This is a genomic window from Aeromonas tecta (assembly GCF_000820185.1).
GTDB classification, from domain to species: domain Bacteria; phylum Pseudomonadota; class Gammaproteobacteria; order Enterobacterales; family Aeromonadaceae; genus Aeromonas; species Aeromonas tecta.
On sequence record NZ_CDCA01000004.1, the window covers coordinates 1 to 18816 of the forward strand.

Annotated in this window: 17 protein-coding genes and 1 tRNA gene; all 18 read right to left on the reverse strand. The window is 55.2% G+C overall.

What is annotated here, in order from left to right:
* Positions 1-122: 122 nt before the first annotated feature.
* Positions 123-2228, reverse strand: coding sequence for an elongation factor G (gene fusA / locus BN1137_RS00035; RefSeq protein WP_050716650.1), 2106 nt, complete (start codon positions 2226-2228; stop codon positions 123-125).
* 74 nt (positions 2229-2302) lie between these two features.
* Positions 2303-2773 carry a 30S ribosomal protein S7 gene (gene rpsG, locus BN1137_RS00040; RefSeq protein WP_033129801.1) on the reverse strand — a complete coding sequence of 157 codons (471 nt, stop codon included), beginning with the start codon at positions 2771-2773 and terminating at the stop codon, positions 2303-2305.
* A 93-nt stretch (positions 2774-2866) separates the two neighbouring features.
* Positions 2867-3241: a 30S ribosomal protein S12 gene (gene rpsL / locus BN1137_RS00045; protein ID WP_005306278.1), complete on the reverse strand. Its 375-nt coding sequence runs from the start codon at positions 3239-3241 to the stop codon at positions 2867-2869.
* Positions 3242-3423: 182 nt separating this feature from the next.
* A complete protein-coding gene (gene tusB, locus BN1137_RS00050) occupies positions 3424-3702 on the reverse strand; it encodes a sulfurtransferase complex subunit TusB (RefSeq protein WP_050716651.1) in 279 nt (92 codons plus the stop codon).
* Positions 3703-3709: 7 nt separating this feature from the next.
* Entirely contained in the window at positions 3710-4066 is a 357-nt protein-coding gene (gene tusC / locus BN1137_RS00055) for a sulfurtransferase complex subunit TusC (RefSeq protein ID WP_050716652.1), read from the reverse strand.
* Between the two features lie 9 nt (positions 4067-4075).
* Positions 4076-4468 (reverse strand): sulfurtransferase complex subunit TusD, encoded by a 393-nt coding sequence (gene tusD, locus BN1137_RS00060; RefSeq protein ID WP_050716653.1) that lies wholly within the window; start codon positions 4466-4468, stop codon positions 4076-4078.
* Positions 4469-4554: 86 nt separating this feature from the next.
* Positions 4555-4935: a RidA family protein gene (locus tag BN1137_RS00065; RefSeq protein WP_050716654.1), complete on the reverse strand. Its 381-nt coding sequence runs from the start codon at positions 4933-4935 to the stop codon at positions 4555-4557.
* A gap of 25 nt (positions 4936-4960) precedes the next feature.
* Complete coding sequence (locus BN1137_RS00070; protein WP_050716655.1) at positions 4961-5677, reverse strand: helix-turn-helix transcriptional regulator; 717 nt, start codon at positions 5675-5677, stop codon at positions 4961-4963.
* 196 nt (positions 5678-5873) lie between these two features.
* Complete coding sequence (gene rpoC, locus BN1137_RS00075) at positions 5874-10178, reverse strand: DNA-directed RNA polymerase subunit beta' (protein WP_050716656.1); 4305 nt, start codon at positions 10176-10178, stop codon at positions 5874-5876.
* Positions 10179-10258: 80 nt separating this feature from the next.
* Positions 10259-14287 carry a DNA-directed RNA polymerase subunit beta gene (gene rpoB, locus BN1137_RS00080; RefSeq protein ID WP_050716657.1) on the reverse strand — a complete coding sequence of 1343 codons (4029 nt, stop codon included), beginning with the start codon at positions 14285-14287 and terminating at the stop codon, positions 10259-10261.
* Between the two features lie 222 nt (positions 14288-14509).
* A complete protein-coding gene (gene rplL / locus BN1137_RS00085; RefSeq protein ID WP_042019315.1) occupies positions 14510-14872 on the reverse strand; it encodes a 50S ribosomal protein L7/L12 in 363 nt (120 codons plus the stop codon).
* A gap of 51 nt (positions 14873-14923) precedes the next feature.
* Positions 14924-15424, reverse strand: coding sequence for a 50S ribosomal protein L10 (gene rplJ / locus BN1137_RS00090; RefSeq protein ID WP_050716658.1), 501 nt, complete (start codon positions 15422-15424; stop codon positions 14924-14926).
* A 257-nt stretch (positions 15425-15681) separates the two neighbouring features.
* Complete coding sequence (gene rplA / locus BN1137_RS00095; protein ID WP_042654544.1) at positions 15682-16383, reverse strand: 50S ribosomal protein L1; 702 nt, start codon at positions 16381-16383, stop codon at positions 15682-15684.
* 4 nt (positions 16384-16387) lie between these two features.
* On the reverse strand, positions 16388-16816 hold the full coding sequence (rplK, locus tag BN1137_RS00100) for a 50S ribosomal protein L11 (protein ID WP_005318556.1): 429 nt from the start codon (positions 16814-16816) through the stop codon (positions 16388-16390).
* Between the two features lie 134 nt (positions 16817-16950).
* Positions 16951-17502, reverse strand: a complete 552-nt coding sequence (nusG, locus tag BN1137_RS00105; RefSeq protein ID WP_050716659.1) for a transcription termination/antitermination protein NusG — start codon at positions 17500-17502, stop codon at positions 16951-16953.
* A 9-nt stretch (positions 17503-17511) separates the two neighbouring features.
* Positions 17512-17883 carry a preprotein translocase subunit SecE gene (secE, locus tag BN1137_RS00110; protein ID WP_042654543.1) on the reverse strand — a complete coding sequence of 124 codons (372 nt, stop codon included), beginning with the start codon at positions 17881-17883 and terminating at the stop codon, positions 17512-17514.
* 60 nt (positions 17884-17943) lie between these two features.
* Positions 17944-18020: transfer RNA gene (locus BN1137_RS00115), tRNA-Trp, on the reverse strand.
* A 52-nt stretch (positions 18021-18072) separates the two neighbouring features.
* The coding region (locus BN1137_RS00120) for an elongation factor Tu (RefSeq protein WP_157433552.1) at positions 18073-18816 on the reverse strand (744 nt) is incomplete at its 5' end.

Genomic DNA, 18816 nt, shown 5'->3' on the forward strand with positions numbered 1-18816 from the left:
TGGTCAACGTGGCCGATGGTGCCGACGTTTACGTGCGGTTTGTTACGCTCAAATTTTTCTTTAGACACGACGTAGTCCTTCTAGGTTAAACCCGCCTACCGTCGTAGGCGGGGAATCATAAATTACTTGGATTTGCGCTCTTCGATCACTGCCTGAGCCACGTTGTTCGGGGCGTCGGAGTACTTAGCGAATTCCATTGCGTAGGAAGCACGACCTTGGGTAGCGGAACGCAGTGCGGTCGCATAACCGAACATCTCGGCCAGCGGCACCAGAGCACGTACGATCTTGCCGGACGGGCCGTCTTCCATACCTTCGATCAGGCCACGACGACGGTTCAAGTCACCGATAACGTCGCCCATGTAATCTTCCGGAGTTTCGACTTCGACCTTCATGATCGGCTCGAGCAGGACCGGGCTTGCCTTCATATAACCAGCCTTGAAGGCCAGAGAAGCTGCGATCTTGAACGCCAATTCGGAGGAGTCGACATCGTGGTAAGAACCGTAGTGCAGACGCACACCCAGATCCATTACCGGATAACCTGCCAGCGGGCCGGATTTCAGCTGCTCACGGATACCCTTGTCAACACCCGGGATGTATTCACCAGGAATCACGCCGCCTTTGATGTCGTTAACGAACTCATAGGCTTTGCCGGCTTCCAGCGGGTACATGTCGATGATGACGTGACCGTACTGACCACGACCACCAGACTGCTTGGCGTGCTTACCTTCGATATCCTTGACGGTTTCACGAATGGTTTCACGGTAGGCAACCTGCGGTTTACCTACGTTCGCTTCAACCTTGAACTCGCGACGCATACGGTCAACGATGATGTCCAAGTGCAGCTCACCCATACCGGCGATGATGGTTTGGCCAGATTCTTCGTCAGTCCATACACGGAAAGACGGATCTTCCTGTGCCAGACGGCCGAGTGCCAGACCCATCTTCTCTTGGTCAGCCTTGGTTTTCGGCTCAACTGCGATGGAGATTACCGGTTCCGGGAATTCCATACGCTCGAGGATGATCGGTGATTTTTCGTCACACAGGGTGTCACCAGTGGTCACGTCTTTCAGACCGATGGCGGCAGCGATATCGCCTGCGCGAACTTCTTTGATCTCTTCACGCTTGTTGGCATGCATCTGAACGATACGGCCAAAACGCTCGCGCTTCTCTTTAACAGAGTTCAGCACGGAGTCACCGGAGTTAACCACACCGGAGTACACGCGGAAGAAGGTCAGGTTGCCTACGAACGGGTCGGTAGCAATCTTGAATGCCAGAGCAGCAAACGGCTCTTCATCAGAAGCGTGACGCTCGTCTTTGGTGACGCCGTCCAGCTTCAGACCGTCGATGGCGGCTACGTCGGTCGGAGCCGGCAGATAGTCAACCACGGCATCCAGCATGGCCTGTACGCCCTTGTTCTTGAACGCGGAGCCACAGGTAACCAGGATGATTTCGTTGTTCAGAACGCGCAGACGAAGAGCTTTCTTGATCTCTTCCTCGGTCAGTTCTTCACCACCCAGGTATTTTTCCATCAGATCTTCAGACGCTTCAGCAGCGGCTTCGACCAGGGTCATGCGCATTTCTTGCGCTTGTTCCAGCAGCTCAGCCGGGATCTCTTCGTAATCGAAGGATACGCCCTGATCTGCTTCGCTCCAGTTGATGGCTTTCATCTTGACCAGATCGATAACACCCTTGAAGTTCTCTTCTGAACCGATGTTCAGTTGCAGCGGAACCGGGTTACCTTTCAGGCGGGTCTTGATGTGCTCAACGCAGCGCAGATAGTTGGCGCCAGTACGGTCCATCTTGTTGACGAACGCGATACGGGGAACCTTGTACTTGTTAGCCTGACGCCATACGGTCTCAGACTGTGGCTGTACGCCACCTACGGCACAGTACACCATCACGGCACCGTCCAGAACACGCATTGAACGCTCTACTTCGATAGTAAAGTCAACGTGGCCCGGGGTATCGATGATGTTGATACGGTGCGGTTGGAACTGTTTGCCCATACCGGACCAGAATGCGGTGGTCGCGGCGGAGGTGATAGTGATACCACGCTCTTGTTCCTGTTCCATCCAGTCCATGGTGGCAGCGCCATCGTGAACTTCACCGATCTTGTGACTTACACCGGTATAAAACAGAACGCGCTCGGTAGTGGTAGTCTTACCTGCGTCGATGTGAGCGGAGATACCGATGTTACGATAACGCTCAATGGGGGTTGTACGAGCCATTGTCATCCTCTTACTAGGAGCGTGCCCCTAGATAACTGAAGGTGCGCAGAGCCAAAAGACCCTGCGCAAGCGGATTACCAGCGGAAGTGAGCGAAGGCCTTGTTCGCTTCAGCCATACGGTGAACGTCTTCACGTTTCTTGACAGACGAACCCTTATTGTCAGCGGCATCCAGCAGCTCGCCAGCCAAACGCTGAGCCATTGATTTTTCACCACGTTTACGAGCGGCATCAACCAACCAGCGCATTGCCAGGGCATTGCGACGGACCGGACGAACTTCTACCGGTACCTGATAAGTTGCACCACCGACACGACGAGATTTAACCTCGACGGACGGACGGATGTTGTCCAGAGCGACTTCGAACAGCGCCAGGTGCTCTTTGCCAGATTTGGTGGCAATGATGTCCAGGGCGCCATAAACGATGGCTTCTGCAACAGATTTCTTACCGTCAACCATTACTACGTTGACAAATTTAGCCAGCAGCTCTGATCCGAACTTAGGATCCGGCAGGATTTTACGCTGACCAACAACACGACGTCTTGGCATTTCAAATTCTCCGTAACTTCAGGGATTACCCAAAACTAGAAAGTTATCTAACTAGAAACGAATTAACGTTTGGCCTTACTTAACGGAGAACCATTAAGCTTTCGGACGCTTCACGCCATACTTGGAGCGAGCCTGCTTACGGTCTTTAACACCGGCACAGTCCAACGCACCACGAACGGTGTGATAACGAACACCTGGCAAATCCTTGACACGACCGCCACGGATCAGAACAACGGAGTGCTCCTGCAGGTTGTGACCTTCACCGCCGATATAGGAGGTGACTTCGAAGCCGTTGGTCAGACGTACACGGCACACTTTACGCAGTGCAGAGTTAGGCTTCTTCGGGGTGGTGGTATATACACGGGTGCATACGCCACGCTTCTGAGGGCACGCTTCCAGCGCCGGCACGTTGCTTTTCACAACGAGCTTGATGCGTGGCTTGCGAACCAACTGGTTAATAGTTGCCATCAAAAGGCTCCTGATAATGACTTCATAAACGTGTGAAAAATCCTCCCCGCAGATACGGGGACGCGAAATTTTATGCCCTGTTGTCTGGGGAGTCAAGATTTATACAATTCGGGCGGCAAAAGGGCAAATGACATCCTATGAGCAATGTGGTAACCACATGAACTAGCTAACAAAAAATAAAACTAGCTGGCCCAGGTTTGCGGTGATCCATGCTCGGCGATCAACCTGATCAGGCCGGCCATATCGAGATCCATCCCAATCCGACCAACTAATCCCCTCGCCTGCAGGTCTTCCGTCATCACATAGAGTGGGATCCCGGCCAGGCGTTCATACCACTTTGGGGCCGTCGCCGCCACCACCGCATCCTGCATCAGCACCAGTAGGTCATCATCCTGGCGATAACGCAGCGCCTGCTCAAGATCCTGACTCAGGAAGGGAGAACTCAATACCAGCTGAATCATGAGTACCTCAGAAGCTGATGTGGGTGGAGCAGCGGCCCCACTCACGGCGGATGTCGCCTGGTGACAACAGGGTCACGGGGATCAGCAGATCCGAGGCCGTCAGGCCCCGCTCGGCCAGCGACTCCGCACAGACGTAGACCTCTTCGATGTCATACAGTTCCAGCATCTTGAAGGTCGGGGCGTAGTGGCGCTGCAATATAACTTGGGGGGACTGCTCCTTGACCAGCTGTAACACGCCGTCGCCAAGCAGGAACAGGGCCAGGGATTCGGTGAGTGCCGAGGTCGCCAGCAAGGCATCGAGCCCTTCCCGGCCGCTCGCCGTGCCGTGGGGACCCCGTCGGCAGATAAAAGCAATCTTGCTCATCTTCTTCCCCTAAAACTGGACGAAGCGATCGGCGGTCAGGCTGGCCTCGGCCAGTTGTCCCAATCCACTCAGACGAAACGGAGCCTGCAGATTGAACTGGCTCTTGCCAACCCCTTTCGCTTCGGCTTCATCGAGCACACCGCGACGCATGGCCGCAGCCACACAGACATCGATGGCAATGCCTTGCCCGAGGGCAAGATCGCGCCACAGCGCCACCAGGTCGGTCTCATCGGATGCAGGCGCGTGCAAGTTACTGCCGTTATGAACCCCGTCCTGATAGAAAAACAGGTGTGACAGACGATGCCCCTGCTCGATGAGACCAAGGGCGAAGCGATAAGCGGTGCTGGCGGTCTGGATGCCATAAGCGGGCCCGGTGACCAGCAGGGCAAAATTCAGACTCATGTCCGGACTCCTGCGCAGATATGCATCCATTCTACCTCAAAGACGAAAAAGCCCCTCCTGGGAGGGGCTCTTCCAATGACAGTGACTCAGACGTGAGCAATGGCTTCGACTTCGACCAGGACGTCTTTGGGCAGCCGCGCCACTTCCACGCAGGAGCGAGCCGGGGCGGCATCGCCGAAGTAACGGGCATAGACCTGGTTAAAGGCCACGAAGTTGTTCATGTCGCTGAGGAAGCAGGTGGTCTTCAATACCTTGCTGGTATCGGCACCGGCCGCCTTCAATACTGCAACCAGGTTCTTCATCACCTGCTCGGCCTGCGCCTCGATGCCACCGGCCACGATGTCCATGGTAGCGGGATCGAGCGGGATCTGCCCGGAGGTGAACACCAGTTCGCCCAGCTTGGTGGCCTGAACATAAGGACCAATCGCGGCAGGTGCCTTGTCGGTTGCAATCACTTCTTTAGCCATTCTTATCTATCCCCTTCGGTAACTCTCATTCGCTCTCTTCTTCACCCTGCTTGCGCTGTCGGATGTACAGATAAACGGTATGTTTGGAAATATTCAGCTTGTCCGCGACCAAGTTGATCGAGTCTTTGATATCAAATATGCCCTTCTCGAACAACTGGGTCACGATAAAACGATTCTTGGCATTGTTGGCCACGCTCGGATCACGGTTGATCTCGTCGATGGTGTTGTCCACCGTCTGGGCGACCAGCTCCTCCACGCTGTTGGCGAAGGTTTCCGGTGACTGACGCTCCACTTGCTGCGGGGTCGGGAAAAATTCGGCCACAAACTCGTGGAAGGGGGCATTGATGTGCAAGTTGATGCAGATAAGGCCCACCACCTGCTTATCACTATTACGGATGGCGATGGTGCTCGACTTCATCAGTGCTCCGGTTCGGCTGCGAGCGAAATAACTTTGGGTGTAATCCTGACCCGTGCTCTCGATGTCTTTGAGCATCCGCAGGGCCAGATCGGTGATCGGTGCCCCCAGGGTTCGTCCCGTGTTAAAACCGTTCGCAATCTTGATCACTGACTCATGCAGATTTTCCAGGGAGTGAAGCACCACTTCGCAATGCTTGCCGAACAGCTCGGCCAAGCCTTCTATGAGGCCCCCATAAGAACGCAACAATTCCCTGTCTTCGTCTGTAAAAGCGCGACCGCCAAGTTGTTCTTCGGGAAGCAGTACTTCCTCGATACCGACAGCCATGTTCTACCCCTGTAATAACCATTCAACTTTCCCGAGTTTTCAATTGCGAGGGGTCAATGTCAACTTTTTTTGATTTTTTGCTCTATATCCTTGCACTGGATCATCCCCTGCCCCAGCCCGGTGCAGCTCAATACCGACCAGCAGATAACAAAAAGGGCCCCTTGAAGGAGCCCTTTTTAATCACTGCAGCTGAAGATTACTCTTCGTCAAAACTACCGGCTGCGTTGAGCAGATCCGCCAGATTTTGCTGAGCCTCATCGGCAGTCACCTGCGGCACACCGACAGCACGGGCTGCGGCGGCACGCTGGTTGATCCGGCTATGGTGGTAGGCAAAGCCAGTACCAGCCGGGATCAGACGACCCACGATCACGTTCTCTTTCAGGCCACGCAGTTCATCACGCTTGCCGCCAACGGCCGCTTCGGTCAGAACACGGGTGGTTTCCTGGAAGGACGCCGCGGAGATGAAGGACTCGGTGCTCAGAGATGCCTTGGTAATACCCATCAGAATATGACGGTAGGTGGCCGGGGTCTTGCCTTCGGCAACCAGTTTACGGTTGGCAATCTTCACACGCGCTACTTCAACCTGTTCGCCTTCGATAAGGTCAGTGTCGCCAGCGCTCAGGATCTCGCACTTACGCAGCATCTGACGAACGATGACTTCGATGTGCTTGTCGTTGATCTTAACGCCTTGCAGACGGTAAACGTCCTGCACTTCGTTGGCGATGTAGTTGGCGACCGGGCTGATACCGCGCAGACGCAGGATGTCGTGAGCAGACTCAGGACCGTCCGCCAGCACTTCACCCTTCTCAACTTTTTCACCTTCGAACACGTTAAGGTGACGCCACTTCGGAATCATCTCTTCGTAGATGTCGCCACCGTCAGTCGGGGTGATGACCAGACGGCGTTTGCCCTTGGTCTCTTTCCCGAAGGAGATGGTACCGGAAATCTCGGCCAGGATTGCCGGTTCCTTCGGTTGACGTGCTTCGAACAGATCCGCAACGCGCGGCAGACCACCGGTGATGTCCTTGGTACCACTGGACTCTTGCGGGATACGCGCAACCGCGTCACCCACACCCACGTTGGCACCATCTTCCAGGTTCACGATCGCCTTGCCCGGCAGGAAGTACTGGGCGGCAACATCGGTACCCGGGATCATGACATCTTTACCGTTCAGGTCGACCAGTTTCACGGTCGGACGCATCTCTTTACCAGCGCTCGGACGTTCGTTGACATCCAGCACGACGATAGAGGAGAGACCGGTCAGCTCGTCGGTTTGACGGGTGATGGTCACGCCATCGATCATGTGTTCGAAGTCCAGGCGACCTGCTACTTCAGTGATGATCGGGTGGGTGTGCGGATCCCAGTTGGCGACAGTGTCACCGGCCGTCACGGCCTGGCCATCTTTCACTTCCAACACGGAACCGTAAGGCAGCTTGTGGCTTTCCTTGGTACGGCCCATCTCGTCCATGATGGTCAGTTCGGTAGAACGGGAGGTGATAACCAGCTTGTCAGCACTGTTGGTAACAAACTTGGCGTTCTGCAGCTTGATGCTACCGGTGTTCTTGACCTGGATGCTGCTCTCGGCAGCAGCTCGGGATGCAGCACCACCGATGTGGAAGGTACGCATCGTCAGCTGGGTACCCGGTTCACCGATGGACTGGGCGGCGATAACACCGACAGCCTCACCCTTGTTCACCAGGTGACCACGGGCCAGATCACGGCCGTAGCAGTGAGCACAGTTACCGAAGTCGGTCTCACAGGTGATGGCAGAACGTACCTTCACGCGGTCGACAGAGTTACGTTCCAGCAGATCACACAGATACTCGTCGAGCAGGGTATTGCGCGCGACCAGGATCTCGCTGTCAGTACCCGGCTTGATCACATCTTCCGCGACCACACGACCCAGCACGCGCTCACGCAGCGGCTCGACCACGTCACCACCTTCGATCAGCGGAGTCATCCACAGACCTTCGGTCGTACCGCAATCGTCCTCGGTGATCACCATGTCCTGCGCCACGTCAACCAGACGACGGGTCAGGTAACCGGAGTTCGCAGTCTTCAGTGCGGTATCCGCCAGACCTTTACGGGCACCGTGAGTGGAGATGAAGTACTGCAGTACGTTCAGACCTTCACGGAAGTTCGCCACGATCGGCGTTTCGATGATGGAGCCATCCGGCTTGGCCATCAGGCCACGCATACCGGCCAGCTGACGGATCTGGGCGGCGGAGCCCCGCGCACCAGAGTCGGCCATCATGAAGATGCTGTTGAACGAGGCCTGCTCTTCTTCTTCACCCAGGGAGTTGACGTTACGCTCCTTGGACAGGTTATCCATCATGGCCTTGGAGACGCGATCGTTCGCGCTGGCCCAGATATCGATAACCTTATTATAGCGTTCGCCTGCGGTCACCAGACCGGACAGGAACTGATCCTGGATCTCGGCAACTTCGGCTTCGGCAGCGGCAACGATGTCTTTCTTGGCATCCGGGATGACCATGTCATCGATACCAACAGAGGCACCAGACAGGGCGGCATAATGGAAACCGGTATACATCAGCTGGTCAGCGAAGATGACGGTGTCCTTCAGGCCCTGCTTGCGATAACAGGTGTTTAGCAGACGGGAGATGAGCTTTTTGCCCAGCGCCTTGTTGGAGACGCACTTGATCCAGTTCTGCGGATTGGCAGCCAGATCAGCCTCTTCGGCTGCAGTCAGCACCTTCGGCTCGTCGATCAGCGCGTATTCCATGCCTTTCGGCAGGATCAGGCTCAGGATCGCACGACCAACGGTGGTGTTCTTCATCTCGGTGCGTTCTACCAGCGAATCATCTGCCTGACGCAGGTATTCGGTGATACGCACTTTGACGCGAGCATGCAGATCGGCCAGACCGGCGCGATATACCTTCTCGGCTTCTTTCGGGCCGGCCAGCACCATACCTTCGCCCTTGGCGTTGATACGGGCACGGGTCATGTAGTACAGACCCAAGACCACGTCCTGGGAAGGAACGATGATCGGCTCGCCGGAAGCAGGCGACAGGATGTTGTTGGTAGACATCATCAGCGCACGGGCTTCGAGCTGGGCTTCCAGGGTCAGCGGTACGTGGACCGCCATCTGGTCACCATCGAAGTCGGCGTTATAGGCGGCACAGACCAGCGGGTGCAGCTGGATAGCTTTACCTTCGATCAGGGTCGGTTCAAACGCCTGGATGCCCAGACGGTGCAGGGTCGGTGCGCGGTTAAGCAACACAGGGTGTTCGCGGATCACTTCGTCCAGGATGTCCCAAACGACAGCTTCTTCGCGCTCCACCATCTTCTTGGCGGCCTTGATAGTGGTCGCCAGACCGCGGGATTCCAGCTTGCCATAGATGAAGGGCTTGAACAGCTCAAGCGCCATCTTCTTCGGCAGACCGCACTGATGCAGACGCAGGGTCGGACCTACGGTGATAACGGAACGACCAGAGTAGTCGACCCGCTTACCCAGCAAGTTCTGACGGAAACGACCTTGCTTACCCTTGATCATGTCGGCCAAGGATTTCAGCGGGCGCTTGTTGGAACCGGTGATGGCACGACCACGACGGCCGTTATCCAGCAGGGCATCCACGGACTCTTGCAGCATGCGCTTTTCGTTGCGCACGATGATGTCCGGGGCGGCCAGGTCCAGCAGACGCTTCAAACGGTTGTTACGGTTGATCACGCGACGGTACAGATCATTCAGATCTGAGGTTGCGAAACGGCCGCCGTCCAGTGGTACCAGCGGACGCAGGTCCGGCGGCAGCACAGGCAGCACTGTCATGATCATCCACTCCGGCTTGTTGCCGGACTGCAGGAAGGCTTCCATCAGCTTCAGACGCTTGGTGGTCTTCTTGCGCTTGGTCTCGGAGTTGGTCTGTTCCAGCTCCTCGCGCATGGTCTTGACTTCACCTTCCAGATCGATGGCACGCAGCAATGCAAGGATTGCTTCGGCACCCATCTTGGCGTCGAATTCGTCGCCCCACTCTTCCAGCGCGTCCAGATAGTTCTCTTCGGACAGCATCTGGCTGCGCTCGAGGTTGGTCATGCCGGGTTCGATAACCACATAGGATTCGAAATACAGCACGCGCTCGATGTCACGCAGGGTCATGTCCAGCAGCAGACCGATACGGGACGGCAGGGACTTCAGGAACCAGATGTGGGCAGTCGGGCTGGCCAGCTCGATGTGGCCCATGCGCTCGCGACGGACCTTGGTCTGGGTCACTTCTACGCCGCACTTCTCGCAGATCACACCACGGTGTTTCAGGCGCTTGTACTTGCCGCACAGACACTCGTAGTCCTTCACCGGTCCGAAGATACGGGCGCAGAACAGACCATCACGTTCCGGCTTGAAAGTCCGGTAGTTGATGGTCTCAGGCTTTTTGACTTCACCGAATGACCAGGAGCGGATCATGTCAGGAGAGGCCAGACCGATCTTAATACTGTCAAACTCTTCGGTCTTAGTCTGAGCCTTCAAAAACTTGAGTAAGTCTTTCACGTGTTTCCCCTGTCAGGAGTCTAACCTCGGCGCCCCTTTCGGGGCGCCCACGTCAATTCTCGAACAATAAGAGCGAGCTCTTACTCTTCGTCCAGCTCGATGTTGATACCCAGAGAGCGGATTTCCTTCAACAGTACGTTGAAGGATTCGGGCATGCCCGGCTCCATACGGTGGTCGCCATCCACGATGTTTTTGTACATCTTGGTACGGCCATTCACATCGTCAGACTTGACGGTCAGCATTTCCTGCAGGGTATATGCCGCACCGTAAGCCTCCAGGGCCCACACTTCCATCTCACCGAACCGCTGACCACCAAACTGTGCCTTACCACCCAGCGGCTGCTGGGTAACCAGGCTGTAGGAGCCGGTAGAACGCGCATGCATCTTGTCGTCTACCAAGTGGTTCAGCTTCAGCATGTACATGTAACCCACGGTGACCTTACGCTCGAAGGCGTTACCGGTACGACCGTCGAACAGGGAGATCTGACCGGATTCCGGCAAGTCAGCCAGCTTCAGCAAGGCCTTGATTTCGTGCTCTTTGGCACCATCAAAGACAGGTGTAGCAACCGGCAGACCCTTACGCAGGTTACCCACCAGGGTACGCACGTCGTCGTCAGACAGCTCAGCGATGTTCACTTGCTGGGTGTCTTTCTCGCCCAGGTCATAGACCTGTTGCAGGAAGCCACGCATCTCGTGCAGCTCACGCTGCTCTTTGATCATGCGGTCGATCTTCTCGCCGATGCCCTTGGCCGCGAGGCCCAGATGCACTTCGAGGATCTGACCGATGTTCATACGAGACGGTACACCCAACGGGTTCAGTACGATGTCGACCGGACGGCCGAACTCGTCATGAGGCATATCTTCGACCGGGCAGATCTTGGAGATAACACCCTTGTTACCGTGACGGCCCGCCATCTTGTCACCCGGTTGGATGCGACGCTTGACTGCCAGGTAAACCTTGACGATTTTCAGTACGCCCGGCGCCAGATCATCACCCTGGATAATCTTGCGACGTTTGTTCTCGAACTTCTTGTCGAAGTCGGCTTTCAGCTCGATGTGCTGTTCAGCGATCTGTTCCAGTTCGATCTGCTTGGCTTCATCTTCGATGGCCAGTTCAAACCACTTGGTACGATCCAGCTTGTTCAGACGATCTTCGCTGTAACCGGCGGCCAGCAGCAGGTTGCGGGAGCGGCCAAAGATGCCGTCTTCCAGGATCTTGAACTCTTCGGTCAAGTCCTTCTTCGCTTCCTTCAGCTGCATCTCTTCGATTTCTTTGGCGCGCTTGTCTTTTTCCACGCCATCGCGGGTAAAGACTTGCACGTCAACCACGGTACCGTACACACCGTTCGGCACACGCAGGGAGGAGTCCTTCACATCGGAGGCCTTCTCACCGAAGATGGCGCGCAGCAGCTTCTCTTCCGGCGTCAGCTGGGTTTCACCCTTGGGTGTTACCTTACCGACCAGAATGTCGCCGCCCTTCACTTCGGCACCCACGTAGACGATACCGGACTCGTCCAACTTGGACAGAGCGGCTTCACCCACGTTCGGGATGTCGGCAGTGATCTCTTCCGGACCCAGCTTGGTGTCACGGGAGATACAGGCCAGTTCTTGGATATGGATGGTGGTCAGGCGATCTTCCTGTACCACGCGCTCGTTTACCAAGATCGAATCTTCGAAGTTGTAACCGTTCCACGGCATGAACGCGACGCGCAGGTTTTGGCCCAGCGCCAGTTCGCCCAGATCGGTAGACGGACCGTCAGCGACCACGTCGCCCGCCATCACCGGCTCACCCAACATCACGCAAGGACGCTGGTTGATACAGGTGTTCTGGTTGGAACGGGTGTACTTGGTCAGGCTGTAGATGTCGATGCCGGCTTCGCCTGGCAGCAGCTCATCTTCATTGACCTTGATAACGATACGGGAGGCATCGACATAGTCGATCATGCCGCCACGCTTGGCCACTACGGTTACCCCGGAGTCAACGGCCACGGCGCGTTCCATACCGGTACCTACCAGCGGCTTGTCAGCGCGCAGAGTCGGTACGGCCTGACGTTGCATGTTCGAACCCATCAGGGCTCGGTTAGCATCATCGTGTTCCAGGAACGGGATCAGAGCGGCTGCCACAGAAACGATCTGTTGCGGGCTCACGTCCATGTACTGGATCTGGTCGGCGTTCATAAAGGTGGATTCACCCTTATGACGGCACGGGATCAGCTCATCCTTCAGACGGCCCTCTTCGGAGGTCGCAGCGTTCGCCTGAGCGATCACGTACTTGCCTTCTTCGATGGCAGACAGGTAATCCACTTCGTCGGTGATCACACCGTCGATGACCTTGCGATACGGGGTCTCGAGGAAACCGTACTCGTTGGTGCGGGAATACACGGACAGCGAGTTGATCAGACCGATGTTCGGACCTTCAGGAGTCTCGATAGGGCACAGACGACCGTAGTGAGTCGGGTGTACATCTCGAACTTCAAAGCCGGCACGCTCACGGGTCAGACCGCCTGGGCCCAGCGCAGAAATACGGCGCTTGTGGGTCACTTCGGACAGCGGGTTGTTCTGGTCCATGAACTGGGACAGCTGGCTGGAACCGAAGAACTCTTTGACCGCTGCAGAAATCGGCTTGGCGTTGATCAGATCCTGTGGCATCAGGGTGTCCAGGTCGCCCAAGGAGAGACGCTCCTTGACCGCACGCTCGACACGCACCAGACCGACACGGAACTGGTTCTCAGCCATTTCACCGACAGAACGAATACGACGGTTACCCAGGTGGTCGATATCGTCCACCTCGTCATTGCCGTTACGGATGTCGATCAGGCGCTTCATGACTTCGACGATATCGTCTTTGGTCAGCACACCTACGCCGGTCTCGTCTTCACGACCCAGACGGCGGTTGAACTTCATCCGACCCACGGTAGACAGGTCGTAACGCTCGGAGGAGAAGAACAGGTTCTCGAACAGCTGCTCAGCCGCTTCGCGAGTGGGCGGCTCGCCCGGACGCATCATGCGGTAGATCTCGACCAACGCTTCCAAACGGCTGGAGCTGTTGTCGATACGCAGGGTCTCGGACATGTAAGCACCGTGATCCAGTTCGTTGGTGAACAGAACCTCGAAGTGCTTGAAGCCGGCTTGGGACAGGTTGGCAACCGCTTCCAGGCTCAATGCCTGGTTGGCAGTCACGACCATTTCACCCGTCTGCGGATGTGCGTAGTTCTTGGCTGCAACTTTGCCAATAACATACTCCACCGGCACCTCAATTTGGGTGATGGCGTCTTTTTCCAACTGACGAATGTGACGCGCAGTGACGCGACGACCGGTTTCAACTACCACAGCGCCATTGGCGATGATGTCGAAGGTCGCAGTCTCACCACGCAGGCGCTCAGGCACCAGATCCATCATCAACTTGCCATCTTTGACCTCGAAACCAATGGTCTCGAAGAAAGTGGCCAGGATTTCTTCGGAACTGAAGTCCAGGGCGCGCAGAATAATGGACGCCGGCAATTTACGACGACGGTCGATACGGACAAACAGGTTGTCTTTCGCATCGAACTCGAAGTCCAGCCAGGAGCCACGGTAGGGGATAACGCGGGCGTTATACAGTACCTTACCGGATGAATGTGTTTTGCCTTTATCATGGTCGAAGAAGACGCCCGGGCTGCGGTGCAGCTGGGAGACGATGACCCGCTCGGTACCATTGATAACAAAGGTGCCGTTTTCGGTCATGAGCGGAATTTCGCCCATGTAAACTTCTTGTTCCTTGATGTCTTTGACGGTGCCGGCAGCTGCTTCACGGTCGTACAGAACCATACGAAGCTTGACACGCAGCGGCGCGGAGTAGGTCACTCCACGGATCTGGCATTCTTTTACGTCAAATACCGGCTCACCCAGGCGATAGCTGACATACTGAAGCTCAGCACTACCGGAGTAACTGGTGATCGGGAAAACGCTACGGAAAGCGGCCTCAAGGCCATATTCACCTTCCGGGTCAGCCTCGATGAACTGCTTGAAGGAGTCCAGCTGAATGGACAACAAATAAGGCGTGTCCAGTACCTGGTCTCGCTTACCGAAGTCCTTACGAATGCGTTTTTTTTCGGTATAAGAGTAAACCATAGGGTTCCTCAGCTCGCTGATAAGTGACCCACTCTGTCCCGCAGGACAGCTCTGTCTCAACACCGTTTTGTGTTGGCCCGGACGATGATACGGTCCGGATTGCTGGTGCACCGAGAGTCGTAAACGGTGTGAAATGCTCTCAGTCTACAGCGCAAAAAGGCTGGTGAACAAATATTCACCAGCCCTAGCCTGTTTTATCAGGCTAATCTACATAAATGCAGATTATTTGATCTCAACAGAAGCACCAGCTTCTTCAAGCTGCTTCTTCAGAGCTTCAGCTTCATCTTTGGAGATGGCTTCTTTCAGGTTGGTAGGTGCAGCTTCTACCAGGTCTTTGGCTTCTTTCAGGCCCAGACCGGTGGCAGCACGAACGGCCTTGATGACAGCAACTTTGTTGGCGCCAGCAGCAGTCAGAACTACGTCGAACTCGGTCTTCTCTTCTACTGCTTCAGCGGCCGGACCGGCAGCTACAGCAACAGCAGCGGAAACACCGAACTTCTCTTCCATTGCTTCGATCAGCTCAACAACTTCCATTACGGACATGGAAGCAACGGCTTCGATGATTTGGTCTTTAGTGATAGACATGACAAAAATTCCTGATGTTGAATAAACTCAAACAGCCTAAATAGGCGAGAATCAAGCAGCAGCTTGTTTCTGGTCGCGAACAGCAGCGATAGTACGAACCAGCTTGCCAGCAGAGGCTTCCTTCATGGTAGCCATCAACTTCGCAATTGCTTCGTCGTAGGTCGGCAGCGTGGCCAGACGATCAATTTGTGCTGCGGCGATAAACTCACCGTTAAAAGCGCCAGCCTTGATTTCGAACTTTTGGTTCGCTTTGGCAAACTCTTTGAACAGACGAGCGGCAGCGCCCGGGTGTTCGTTAGAGAAAGCAATCAAGGTAGGACCAGACAGTACGTCGTTCAGGCAACCGAAATCGGTACCTTCAACCGCGCGACGCAGCAGGGTGTTACGCACAACGCGCATATACACACCGGCTTCACGAGCGGACTTACGCAGGCTGGTCATCTTTTCTACAGTCACACCGCGAGAATCGGCTACAACTGCAGAAAGAGCGCCTTTGGCAGCTTCGTTGACTTCAGCAACAATTGCCTTTTTGTCTTCGAGTCCCAATGCCATTGGCTTAACTCCTGGATTGAATCTGAGTCTCATGACTCAGTACTGACACATCCCCCCTACCTTCACAACAGAGGGGAACGATGCGGTAGCAGGATTCCAGAAGAGAAAGAAAACTTTCTCGCTGGGTTTCCGGCACCGTCTACGCAGGAAGGATTAAGGCTTTGCAGCCGCCTGCGGTCTTGGACGGAGGTCGAAACCCCCAACCAATCAAGGCGCAAAATTATAGATTAAATTTTGCGCCTTGTAAAATCCATCAATTAGCCCTGAGCTTCCAGAGAAGCTTGGTCTACAGCAACACCGGCACCCATGGTGGTGGAGATGCTGACTTTCTTGATGAAGATGCCTTTGGCGGAAGAGGGTTTACCCTTTTTCAGAGCAACCAGCAGAGCTTCCAAGTTTTCTTTCAGCTGAACTTCGTCGAAAGAAACCTTACCCAGAGTGGTATGGATGATACCATTCTTGTCATTGCGGTAACGAACCTGACCGGCTTTAGCATTCTTCACAGCTTCAGCAACGTTCGGGGTAACGGTACCCACTTTCGGGTTAGGCATCAGGCCACGCGGGCCCAAGATCTGGCCCAGTTGACCAACAACACGCATGGCATCCGGGGATGCAATAACGACGTCGAAGTTCATCTCGCCTTTCTTGACCAGCTCAGCCAGGTCGTCCATACCAACCAGTTCAGCACCGGCAGCTTTGGCAGCTTCGGCGTTGGCACCCTGAGTAAATACGGCGACACGGATGTCACGACCGGTACCGTGCGGCAGTACAGTAGCACCACGTACGTTTTGGTCGGATTTACGAGCATCGATACCCAGGTTGACAGCAACGTCAACGCTTTCAACGAACTTGGCGGTAGCCAGTTCTTTCAGCAGGGCAATGGCTTCGTTGATGGAGTACTCTTTGGTACCGTCAACTTTTTCGCGAATAACGCGCATACGCTTGGAAAGTTTTGCCATTGTCTTAATCCTCCACTACCAGGCCCATGGAACGAGCGGAGCCTGCGATGCAACGTACTTTTGCATCCAGATCGGCACCAGTCATGTCCGGCTCTTTGGTCTTGGCGATTTCTTGCAGCTGAGCCACAGTCACCTTACCAACCTTGTCTTTGTTCGGCTTGGCGGAACCAGACTGGATACCGGCAGCTTTCTTCAACAGGAAGGCAGCAGGCGGAGTCTTGGTTTCGAAGGTGAAGGAACGGTCGCTGTAAACGGTGATCACGACCGGAGTCGGTGAGCCTTTTTCCAGCTTCTCTGTACGAGCGTTGAACGCCTTACAGAATTCCATGATGTTAACACCGTGTTGACCCAGCGCAGGACCAACGGGAGGGCTGGGGTTAGCACTGCCAGCCTTAACTTGCAGCTTGATATAAGCTGTGACTTTCTTAGCCATTACAAAAATACCTCAAAAATGGGTTCTAACGCCTCGGAGACATGCTCCTGCAAACGGCTCCCCAACAAATAAAGGGGCAGCGAATTATAGAGATAATCGCTGCCCCTGACAACCGTTAAACGTACAGACTTTAATCAGCCCTTTTCGACCTGACCAAAATCCAGTTCTACCGGCGTTGAGCGACCGAAGATCAGCACAGAAACCTTCACGCGACTCTTTTCGTAGTCCACCTCTTCAACGGTACCGTTGAAGTCGGCAAACGGACCATCAGCAACCCGCACCATTTCACCCGGTTCGAACAGGGTTTTTGGCCGCGGCTTGTCATGGGCATCTTGCAGACGATTGAGGATGGCATCCGCTTCCTTATCGGAGATAGGAGCAGGGCGATCGGAAGTGCCACCGATGAAACCCATCACACGGGGTACGTTGCGTACCAAGTGCCAGGTGGTTTCATCCATCATCATCTGGACCAGGACATAACCTGGGAAAAATTTGCGCTCACTCTTGCGCTTCTGGCCAGCACGCATCTCGACCACTTCTTCGGTCGGGACCAGCACTTCGCCAAACATCTCTTCCATGCCATGCATCTTGATATGTTCACGCAGGGACTTGGCAACCCGGCCTTCATAGCCGGAAAACGCCTGCACGACATACCATCTCATACGTTGTTCACGTTGTTCAGTCATGGCTTTTCCTTACACACCGGTAATCAAGTTGACCAACCAGACCAAGGCACCGTCCAGAAGGAACAGCAAAAGCCCCATCACGGCGGTCACCGCCAGCACAATCAGGGTTGTCTGAATGGCTTCCTGACGGGTCGGCCATACGACCTTGCGGACTTCCAGGCGCGACTCACGAGCAAATGCCAGTGTCGCCTTACCTTTGGTGGTTTGCAGGGCCACTGCACCAGCAGCAGCAATGACAACGACCACACCCAGGGCGCGGACGGCTGCGACAACGTCGTGAAGCAGGTAGTTACCCACTACAGCGGCCGCCAGGATGATGAAAACCAGACCCCACAGCAGGGTATCCTTGTTTCCGCCCTGTCCCTCAGAACTAACACTCATACAACCCACCTGTATCTGACGTAACCAAAGACACAAAAGCCCCGTACGAGACGAGGTATATGGCAGGGGCGGCAGGACTCGAACCCGCAACCATCGGTTTTGGAGACCGCTGTTCTACCAATTCGAACTACGCCCCTGCATAAGAAAGCCCCTATTATAGGGGCTTTGCTTTATTTATGTAAGCCAAGATTACGCGATCACGCTGGCTACAACACCAGCACCTACGGTACGACCACCTTCACGGATGGCGAAACGCAGGCCGTCGTCCATCGCGATCGGTGCGATCAGGGTAACAACCATTTTGATGTTGTCGCCTGGCATTACCATTTCTACGCCTTCCGGCAGTTCGATGGTACCGGTCACGTCGGTAGTACGGAAGTAGAACTGAGGACGGTAGCCCTTGAAGAACGGGGTATGACGACCACCTTCTTCTTTGGACAGTACGTACACTTCAGATTCGAACTTGGTGTGCGGCTTGATAGAACCCGGCTTGGCCAGTACTTGACCACGCTCTACGTCTTCACGCTTAACGCCACGCAGCAGTGCGCCAACGTTCTCACCGGCACGACCTTCGTCCAGCAGTTTGCGGAACATTTCAACACCGGTACAGGTGGTAGAAACGGTGTCTTTGATACCGACGATTTCAACGGTCTCACCGACTTTAACGATACCGCGCTCAACACGACCGGTAACAACGGTACCACGGCCAGCGATGGAGAAGACGTCTTCGATAGGCATCAGGAACGGCAGGTCGATTGCACGCTCCGGCTCCGGGATATAGGTATCCAGGTGGCCAGCCAGCTCGATGATTTTCTCTTCCCAAGCAGCGTCGCCTTCCAGCGCTTTCAGGGCGGAACCACGTACTACCGGCAGGTCATCACCCGGGAAGTCGTACTCGGTCAGCAGTTCGCGAACTTCCATCTCGACCAGCTC

Coding starts and splice junctions, on each gene's coding strand:
- fusA (WP_050716650.1), bottom strand. CDS start 2,228: ATGGCTCGTACAACCCCCATTGAGCGTTATCGTAACATCGGTATCTCC.
- rpsG (WP_033129801.1), bottom strand. CDS start 2,773: ATGCCAAGACGTCGTGTTGTTGGTCAGCGTAAAATCCTGCCGGATCCT.
- rpsL (WP_005306278.1), bottom strand. CDS start 3,241: ATGGCAACTATTAACCAGTTGGTTCGCAAGCCACGCATCAAGCTCGTT.
- tusB (WP_050716651.1), bottom strand. CDS start 3,702: ATGATTCAGCTGGTATTGAGTTCTCCCTTCCTGAGTCAGGATCTTGAG.
- tusC (WP_050716652.1), bottom strand. CDS start 4,066: ATGAGCAAGATTGCTTTTATCTGCCGACGGGGTCCCCACGGCACGGCG.
- tusD (WP_050716653.1), bottom strand. CDS start 4,468: ATGAGTCTGAATTTTGCCCTGCTGGTCACCGGGCCCGCTTATGGCATC.
- BN1137_RS00065 (WP_050716654.1), bottom strand. CDS start 4,935: ATGGCTAAAGAAGTGATTGCAACCGACAAGGCACCTGCCGCGATTGGT.
- BN1137_RS00070 (WP_050716655.1), bottom strand. CDS start 5,677: ATGGCTGTCGGTATCGAGGAAGTACTGCTTCCCGAAGAACAACTTGGC.
- rpoB (WP_050716657.1), bottom strand. CDS start 14,287: ATGGTTTACTCTTATACCGAAAAAAAACGCATTCGTAAGGACTTCGGT.
- rplL (WP_042019315.1), bottom strand. CDS start 14,872: ATGTCTATCACTAAAGACCAAATCATCGAAGCCGTTGCTTCCATGTCC.
- rplJ (WP_050716658.1), bottom strand. CDS start 15,424: ATGGCATTGGGACTCGAAGACAAAAAGGCAATTGTTGCTGAAGTCAAC.
- rplA (WP_042654544.1), bottom strand. CDS start 16,383: ATGGCAAAACTTTCCAAGCGTATGCGCGTTATTCGCGAAAAAGTTGAC.
- rplK (WP_005318556.1), bottom strand. CDS start 16,816: ATGGCTAAGAAAGTCACAGCTTATATCAAGCTGCAAGTTAAGGCTGGC.
- nusG (WP_050716659.1), bottom strand. CDS start 17,502: ATGACTGAACAACGTGAACAACGTATGAGATGGTATGTCGTGCAGGCG.
- secE (WP_042654543.1), bottom strand. CDS start 17,883: ATGAGTGTTAGTTCTGAGGGACAGGGCGGAAACAAGGATACCCTGCTG.